Genomic DNA, 8,348 nt, shown 5'->3' with positions numbered 1-8,348 from the left:
CATCGACGTCGGCTCAATGCTGTTAGGGGGTCCCTCTTCGACGCCGATCGGGGGTCCCGGTTCAACGCCTATTTACATCCTTCCGAAAGCAACCGAAAATCTGAGCGCTGCCGTGATGCACATATCCGATGCACGGCGCTTGGCGGTCGCGCAATCGGATCTCAAAACACCATTCCTTTTGAGAATGAGCTGATGGCAGCGTTGTGCAGGAAACGATCGTTTAATGCCCCCTCCTGGGAGCGCATGGTGGTGCCCGCTGAGACTAGACGGTAATTGGAAACGCCCTCTAGGCTGTCAGCGCACCACGGCTGGCATGAGGACGAAAATGATTATTTGGCTGCGCCTCGACGATGTTTTGGTTTTTGAAGGAGAAGCGGATGCTGCTCCGCCAGCTGGATCGATTGTCGAGTTCCGCATGGCAGAAACCGTGGGCGCTATTCCAAAAGGCTCTTTAGCGTCTGCCAAGGTATCGGCCAATCACCCAGCGCGATATGATTTTGACACAATCGCACCGAAACTCATCGTAGAGTCGATTATCTGCGAGCCCCACCTCTGCCTCGACTAACGGCCGTCGCCTACGTGCTCGATGTCTAAACGCGATCGATATAGCGTGTTCAGAAAACGGCCGTTTTCTGAACATCGGCATACGGGCCGGCCAGAGCAGGCCCCTACCGCGGGCCAATGTTCATCAACTGGTTCGGAAAACAATGTGCAGGAAAGGCCCATGTACGTCAGCTATCCGCATCGATGTGCCCGATAGCTGCTCATTGGCAATGGCCTCTCGCCGGTCGGTTTGATGCTGGTGCCGGGCGACCTCAGGAACGATGGCGTTCAAGAGCAGTGACCGGACGCGCGCTATGGCAAGATGGGCGACCGCCGATCGTCCTCTTGGCCTCCTCGAATGACGGGTTCCGTCCAGAGCTGCCATTCGCAACTCGATTTACGAACGGCTTGCTTTGGTCGACTCCTGCCGATCGCTCCGCGGCCGTCAGGACCCACATCCGGCCATTCAAGGAGCCCGAAGCGCTTCCCAGCCTCGGTCATTCGTTCATGTCGATGCATCGTGTGGCCGCCATCCTGCTGCCAAGCTGGCCGGGGCAACCACACTTTGCCGACCGAATTGCCGTGTGGCAGCGCACCCGGTGCGTCGAGCTACACATCGACGCGTTCAATTCCCTGACCGTTTCTTCAAGCGAAACGGGTTCTTCACTTTCATCCGCGAGCCGTGGACTTTGAATTCGCGTGGGTCTTTCAGCCCAAACCTCACCCTTGCGGTCGCCAGTTCCGATTTCAACGCGGGGGTCCAGTCCGGCGCATCCATCGCGACCAGATCTTCCGACCGGGTCTTGATGATCCCATCCTCTGAATAGATGTCGAGCGCCAAGCCGACGATCGTCTGTAATTTGCGCTGCTCGTCAGCAAACGCTATGCAGTACGTCTCGAGCATCGCTGCGCGATACTCGCGGTAGTCATCGTAGCTGCCGTCCCCTTTATGATAAGGCGCGACCAGGAACAAATAAGCGGTTCGCCGCTGGGGCGGCTTGCGTGCTATTAGGAGCCGGCGAACGAAGCGCGCCATATCGTCTGCGACGGCTTGTTCGATTGCGCCTTTCAGGGCTTCTGCCAATTGGATGCGATTGAAGCGGTTCTCGGCGGCCATCACGCGCAGCGCGCGCTCTGACAGACTGGCGGTAGGCTGATAACCGAGGATGGCGATCGACGTACCGCCAAGGACATCTTCCGAGATGATCTCGATCATCTGGTCCCAATAGAGCGAAGCCCTCTTTCGCTTCGAAAACGCCTCATACACAGCCGATGACACATAGGTCTCATATTCGCCCTCCGGTATCCATAGCACTGCACGCCGGGCCTTAGTCCTGAGCTTTTTCGGTACGAAGCCTGGACTGCCGTCAATGAAACCGTTCATCAGATAAGAGGCGAGCAAATCCTCCTCGCCGGTTGCAACCCCGAGTTTGCCCGACCTGAAGAGGTTCGTGCGTGCAACCAGGTAGGCTGTAAGGTCGGCCGCGGTGTCCAGCTCGTTCAGGACGAACTCTAAGCCGATCGGATCGAAGATGTGAACGAAACTTCCATCCGGGTTCGCGTCGCCAACCACAAACGGATTATAACCCGTCCGGTTCTGATCGACATGGCGATCGCCTTTGACGCCCGGCTCAAGCATGAACGTTCCGCGCGCATGATCGAAAAATCGTCGGCAGGCCGCATTGGCACCGCTTGCCACTGCGATCAGATGCACGACGCGATCCTCGATCGGCGGCAAATCGATCGGGAGCGGCTGCGTGCAGGCCTTGTCGGTATAAATGCGATCAGGATGTTGTTTCAACCAGCGCTCCGCTCCCTCAAGCTGGCCGATCGATTCCTTGATTGCTTTGCGGTACCACCGGGACCAGGCGAGCGGCAACGGACTGCGCGTCTGCCATTCGATCTCCTTGTCGCTGAACAGCAAGACGTGCTTGTCGAACACGACCAACAGGTCAGTGAATTCCTGCCCCCCGCCGCTCGCATTCTTGGTACGGTCGTTGAACGTGTTGGGATAGGACCAAAGGCGCAGGAACGTCTTGTCTGCAAGTTGACCGAGCTTCCGCTCGGAAGCTGTAAATCCGTCGCCCCGGATGATGCTGGACATCTGTAGTGATACCCGTCTTTCGTTGCGGAATCAGACCGAAACCGGAACGATCGGCTTGAGGCCGACCCTGTTCAGCACCTGCGTGTAAACGTCGACTGCGCCCGGCATTTCCAGCGTCGTGACGATCGCGAAATTGGCAGGAATGTCACCATCATCCGCCTCTCGCTGAATATCGAGATCGAAAAACCCCGCCGCCACAATCGCGGCAGCTCTTTCGCCATCCCAACGACGATGAACCACCGTGCCTTTATGTGCCTGCTTCGGGTCGGGCTGAATGCCGTTTGCCTTGATGCCTGCCGCGCCGAGCTGGCTGGGCTCGACGATCTTCATGCGGATAGCGCGATAGGCAACCGCGCCCGGCCGCGGCGGCGAAAACCAGGCCAATGTTGCCGAGAGCCCGTGCGGCTGGGCTTTGGTCGACATCGTCGCTGGCCAGGGAATGCGGAACCGCCTGCCCTGATTGGCATTGATCGACCCCACGGCCCACAAGGTCGCGCGGTCATCCGCACAATTGATGATGAGCTCCGGATCATATGCGCCAAAGCCGAGATAGCGGCGCACATTGTCCTTCTGGCGATAGCTGAATTTGCCCTCTGGCGGCCCGAGCACCTCGACCAACAGATCACGCGCGTCGGTCCAGCGTGCGCCATGCACCAGGAGAGCTTTCAGAAGGCAGGCGCGTTGCGCGCTCGGAATCGCGCCAAAATCGGGATAGGCGGCCTCCAGTGCTTCATGTGCGCGTGCAGCAACACCGGTTGCGAGCGCAGCCGCGACGCTCGTGCCGATGGATCTGGCCGTCACATTGGGGCCGAGGGACGTCGCCGAGGGCGGTGCTGCCACCGCAATGCCCCCAAAGGCCGCAGCGTTGGTCGTCAATGGCTGAAGTCGGTGATCCTCGCCTTGCGGCCAGAGCAGCACATGGTGCTGCCCGCCTGGCGCCAGGATATCCGGCTTGGTCGCGCCATTATGACCCGGGCCAAGCGCGCTCGAGACGCTGCACAGCCCGGTGTCCTTCCAGATGTTGTAGTTGGAAGCCGGCAAGGGGTGCGGATAAGTGAACTGATCCGCGTGCAGCGCGCCGACCGTGATGGCGTTCATCGCTTCGGCGGGGGCGAGAATGCGCCGCGACGCCAGTTGTGCGGCACTTGCTTTAAGCGCGACCCGGATTTGCTGGGGAGTCGCCAGCGCCTCAAACTGTCCGGCAGTCATGCCGACGGTATCGAGCGAAGCGTCGTGATTGCCGGCGCTGATGATGAAGAGAATGCCGTAGGTGCTGGCGAGATGGTCGATCACTCGCGCCCAGCCCGACAGGCGACCAGCGAATGGTTTGTTCGGATCGCCGAGCGAGGCGTTGACGATGATGACGTGGCGCGCGGTGGGCGCGTCTCCGGCGCGCATCGTAAGGATGGCGCGCTCGAACATGTCGGCTGGCAGCAAATCGGGAAAACGCTCGGGCTGGCCGGCGTCTGCCGTCGCATAGAGCATGTTGACGAAGTGGACGCGCCGCTCAAGCGGGCGATCCCAGACGTTGTTGATATCGCCGTGTATGACCGCGGACGCCATAGCGGTTCCGTGTTTTCGGGCACCGACCGCGAGGCCGTCCAGTCCGAAAATGTCATCGATGCTGAGGGTGCCCGCCAGACGCGGATGTTCCGACAGCGGCACGGCGTCAAAAATCGCGGCGATCGGATCGCCGTCGAGCGCCGGCACACCCCCGTCTGGCAAGCCGGCCACTTCCTCGGAAGGAGTGATCTGGAAAATGCTCTGCGGGCGAATCTGCAGGATCGCTTCAAGGCCTGCCAAGCCTGCCGGGTTCCGCGCGATCACCGACTGCAGCGCGGCAGCCGGAATATCTGCCAGCAAGGCATGATATCCAGCACCGGCGATCCGCGAACGGGAAACGACAACACCACCCGCCGCCAGAATGCCGGCCCGTGCCTGCGCCTCGACAGGGTCACCGTCGCGGCGGAATACCAGCTCTACCTCGATCCGCGTTGCCGGTGCGCCGTGCGCCAGCTCATCGCTAAGCACTTCGAGATCTCCCGCCGTCACGCGGTCTTGCGGCCCCCAAGGCCGGATATCGCGCAACTGGGAGAGCATCGTCTTCCAGGCACTGAAGCGTGGCGGAACGGTGCCGTTGTTCTGCCAGCTGCGCCACAGGGTCACAATGTTGCGAAAAGCAGCTTCGCTCGGCACCATCAGGTAGACAGCCGGGTTCTTGTCGAGATCGTCCTCTTCAAGATCCTCGGCGCCCAAAAACTCCAGCCCCGGGACGAGACGTACCGCTTCGGTGAACTGCATCACGCCGCCGGTCAGCTCGAAGACCAGCAGCCGCTCGGGCGCCAGCGCAGCGGGATCGGCGCGCAACTGGAGCATTGGCGTATTTGCATCGAGTTGGGCCGCAAGCGCCGTCAGCTTCTGGCCAGCGGGGTTCTGGGCCTGCTCGCCAGGCGCGAACTTACGCGACTGGCCGAACCCTCCCCCGGCTTTTCTTGGGATCGCTACGGGGGCGCCGAGGCGCAGGAGCGGCTGTTTCGGGGGAAGTGCCATCGCTCTCCGGTCTTATGCGGGTTTTCCAGAGGTGAAGCTCTTGCGCGAGAACGCTCTTCAGCGTCTCGGCTCCCTGGGCCAAGATATGTCGACGCCGGATGTTCTGGCAGAATTCGAAAATGTCGGCAAAGCTCGATGCGCCCATTTGGGTGGCGACCGCTGTCGAGGTCATCCCGGCCGGCTCGGGCCATGCTTCAAAAAAGCGTTCGATCAGGACGGCGGCAGAATCGCGCGTCGGGAGCGGCATGTCGATCCTGAGCTGGAAGCGCCGCCAGACCGCGCGGTCCAGCAATTCGGCATGATTGGTCGCGGCGACCACCACGACATAGCTCGGCAACTGGTCGAGCTGCATCAACAGAAAAGAGACGACGCGCTTGATCTCACCGGTCTCGTGGATGTCGCCGCGCTCTTTGCCGACCGCATCGAATTCGTCGAAAAAAAGAACGCAGGGCGTCGAACGCACATATTCGAACAATCGCGCGAGCCGCGCATTGGTTTCACCGAGATATGCACCCACCAGCGCGTCATAGCGAACCGTCAGCAAGGGGACGGCGATAGCCTCGGCGACGGCCTCAGCGAGCGACGTCTTGCCATTGCCAGGGGGGCCGGACAGCAAAATCCGATGCCGCGGCTGCATGCCCTGGGCGCGCAACAGGTCGGCTCGGTGCTGCTCTTCAACAAGCTGGCGGGTGAGGTACTCCGCCGGCAACGTCAGAATAAGGTTGTCGAGCGAGACACGGGGTTCTGATTCGATGACGAAATCGCGACCTGGCGCGCCGCTCCGGCGCAGCTCGCTAGACGCGGTAACAGGAACAGAAGCCAGCGCACGATGAAGCTTGTCGGCGAGGATATGGTGGCTTTTGGCGCGCTCATCGGCGACCAGCGCCTCAACGGTAGTGGTCAACGTCGAACGATCGCCAGAAGCTCCTGCCTTCACCAACGAAACGAGGAGATCACTTCTTGCCATCGGTCCTTCGCATGCCCTTCGCTCAAGGAGCGAAGCTACCACGGTGGGCGACCGATGTGAATTCCTCTCAGACGCAATCCCGAATGCGTTCGGGCGGTCCCTTCGGGTGCGGCCGGCTAGCCGGGCGCTCCACCATTCTGGGCAGTTCGATCGCCTCCTCCGCAACATCAGCAAGTATCAACGTCAGCGGTCGTCAGTCTCCGCTTGGCGACAGCACGGACATCGCTTTCGAAGCCCTCTCGCCGTAGCGATAAAATGACGGGGCGAGAGCGACGCGTGGCAACTGCAGGCTGAGCTGTCGTGCCTGTCCGGCATCCGTGGATTACTCGCCAGCGCACCTTGACCGTTGTCAAATCCGGGTAGCGGGCGCTTTCGTCGACATCATCGGGCATCCTCCGGCTCTTGGAGGCGTCGACGTCCAGCCGGGCGAGTTAACGGTGGTAGTCTGTGTGAACGAACGTCCGCTTACCGGACGTGGCCGGCGGAAAGCGGTCCGTCGGCTTTCCACCCGAATCACCCTGATAGCAGCCGGTCGGTCGACCACTCGTCGCACCGAAATTCTGACCGTCCGCATGCAACCCTTACCGAAAATCCGACGTTCCGCTTCGCACTGCTACTCGACCTGCGTTAGCGATGGCTGCGCTTACCATTTTCTCAATCTATCGCACGTTGAACAAAGTAGGAACACGTTACAATGTTGCGTACGCGGTCTTCGGGCGCCGCGCAATCTCGTTGCCACGGGTTCACCCCTCCTGTCGCGCGGGCACGTTGGTGCTACCCTATCGACATGAGCCTTGCCCCATTCCCTTTCGATTCGAATGATTACGTCCAGCTTCTAGACGCGTTGAAGGAGCGCATCCGGGGATCGCGTCTTCGGGCGGCGTTGGCGGTCAACGAAGAGCTAGTGCTGCTGTATTGGGGTATCGGCCGCGATATCCTTGAGCGACAGGACAGCGCCGGATGGGGCGCCAAGATCGTCGATCGCCTCGCAGCGGACCTGAAGCGCGACTTCCCGGAGATGACGGGCTTCTCGCCGAGAAACCTCAAATATATGCGGGCGCTGGCGGAGGCGTTCCCCGATCGCGAAATCGTGCAACAGGTTATTGCACAATTGCCGTGGGGCCACGCGATCAGCCTGCTCGAGACGGTCAAGGATCCCGCCCAGCGTATCTGGTACGGCGAGCAAGCGCGAGAACACGGGTGGAGCCGCAAGGTTCTTGCCCATCAGATCGGCAGCGACCTCTTCGCGCGCCAAGGCAAGGCGATTACAAATTTCGCTCGTACCTTGCCCGCCCCGCAATCCGACCTCGCCCAAGCGTTGATCAAGGATCCCTACAGCTTCGATTTCCTTGGTTTGGGACCTGATATCTCGGAGCGCGAGTTAGAGCGCAGCCTGCTCGATCACCTGCGATCGCTGATCCTCGAATTAGGCAAAGGCTTCGCCTTTGTCGGAAACCAGTACCATCTCGAGGTAGGCGGGCAGGATTATTACCTAGACCTGCTCTTCTATCACCTGCAACTGCGCTGCTTCGTCGTCGTCGAGCTGAAGATCGAGGACTTCAAGCCAGAGTTCGCCGGCAAGATGAACTTCTATTTATCGGCGGTCGACGATCTGCTGCGCCATGCCGATGATGCGCCGACAATCGGCATCATCCTATGCCAGGGCAAGAACGCTGTCGTGGTCGAATATGCGCTACGCGATTCCGCGAAACCGATGGGCGTTGCCGAATACAGGCTTTCCGGGGCCCTTCCGATCTCGCTGCAGGCGGCGCTACCGACCGCGGACGACCTGGCTCGCGAATTCCCGCTGATGTCGCTCGTAAGGCTCCGGATCGATATCGAGCGCGAGCTACGCTCACTAGCACAGGACGAGGGCATCACATCGGAACGCCCATTGCCGCTCAACGAACTCGTACAACAAAGCGAAGCCGTGCGATCCCTGCCGTCGGCTAGGGATTTTATGCGGATCGTCAGAAGCCTGCACAGCGCTGCGCACGGCGTGGATGTGGCACCCGACGAGGCTGAGCTTGCCAACGAGGCCGGGGCACGCTTCCTGGCGGAAATCAGGGACTATCGGGCAAACCGCTGATCATCCCCTATGTGAGCGCCGGGAATCATCGTCACCGGAAGGTGACCGGATCGAGGACCTCGACAGCCTGGCCTTTGAACACATGGAAGACCGGC

At 60.7% G+C, this 8,348-nt stretch carries 6 protein-coding genes; 3 read left to right on the top strand and 3 right to left on the bottom strand.

Annotated elements, in window-relative coordinates:
- A partial coding sequence (locus IE187_RS21500; protein WP_229839560.1) for a hypothetical protein occupies positions 1-193 on the top strand: 193 nt, incomplete at its 5' end.
- Between the two features lie 132 nt (positions 194-325).
- Positions 326-565: a hypothetical protein gene (locus IE187_RS19415; protein ID WP_189677655.1), complete on the top strand. Its 240-nt coding sequence runs from the start codon at positions 326-328 to the stop codon at positions 563-565.
- Positions 566-1,168: 603 nt separating this feature from the next.
- Here IE187_RS19415 and IE187_RS19410 read toward each other — a convergent pair.
- The 3 genes from IE187_RS19410 to IE187_RS19400 are packed head-to-tail and all read right to left on the bottom strand — an operon-like array spanning position 1,169 to position 6,164.
- A complete protein-coding gene (locus IE187_RS19410) occupies positions 1,169-2,647 on the bottom strand; it encodes a hypothetical protein (protein WP_189677654.1) in 1,479 nt (492 codons plus the stop codon).
- Between the two features lie 30 nt (positions 2,648-2,677).
- A complete protein-coding gene (locus IE187_RS19405; RefSeq protein WP_229839558.1) occupies positions 2,678-5,197 on the bottom strand; it encodes a S8 family serine peptidase in 2,520 nt (839 codons plus the stop codon).
- Positions 5,106-6,164, bottom strand: coding sequence for an AAA family ATPase (locus IE187_RS19400; protein WP_189677653.1), 1,059 nt, complete (start codon positions 6,162-6,164; stop codon positions 5,106-5,108). Before IE187_RS19400 ends, IE187_RS19405 begins: the two co-directional genes overlap by 92 nt.
- 787 nt (positions 6,165-6,951) lie before the next feature.
- On the opposite strand from IE187_RS19400, the gene IE187_RS19395 reads away from it, so the two are divergent.
- Positions 6,952-8,253 carry a PDDEXK nuclease domain-containing protein gene (locus tag IE187_RS19395; RefSeq protein WP_189677652.1) on the top strand — a complete coding sequence of 434 codons (1,302 nt, stop codon included), beginning with the start codon at positions 6,952-6,954 and terminating at the stop codon, positions 8,251-8,253.
- Positions 8,254-8,348: the final 95 nt, after the last annotated feature.

It is taken from the genome of Sphingomonas glacialis (genome assembly GCF_014653575.1).
Classification (GTDB): domain Bacteria; phylum Pseudomonadota; class Alphaproteobacteria; order Sphingomonadales; family Sphingomonadaceae; genus Sphingomonas; species Sphingomonas glacialis.
Note: the sequence above shows the minus strand (reverse complement) of the source record. Positions and strands in the feature narration are given on the sequence as shown.

Excerpts from the sequence above, each read along its gene's own strand:
- IE187_RS19415 (WP_189677655.1), top strand. The coding sequence starts at position 326 with ATGATTATTTGGCTGCGCCTCGACGATGTTTTGGTTTTTGAAGGAGAA.
- IE187_RS19410 (WP_189677654.1), bottom strand. The coding sequence starts at position 2,647 with ATGTCCAGCATCATCCGGGGCGACGGATTTACAGCTTCCGAGCGGAAG.
- IE187_RS19405 (WP_229839558.1), bottom strand. The coding sequence starts at position 5,197 with ATGGCACTTCCCCCGAAACAGCCGCTCCTGCGCCTCGGCGCCCCCGTA.
- IE187_RS19400 (WP_189677653.1), bottom strand. The coding sequence starts at position 6,164 with ATGGCAAGAAGTGATCTCCTCGTTTCGTTGGTGAAGGCAGGAGCTTCT.
- IE187_RS19395 (WP_189677652.1), top strand. The coding sequence starts at position 6,952 with ATGAGCCTTGCCCCATTCCCTTTCGATTCGAATGATTACGTCCAGCTT.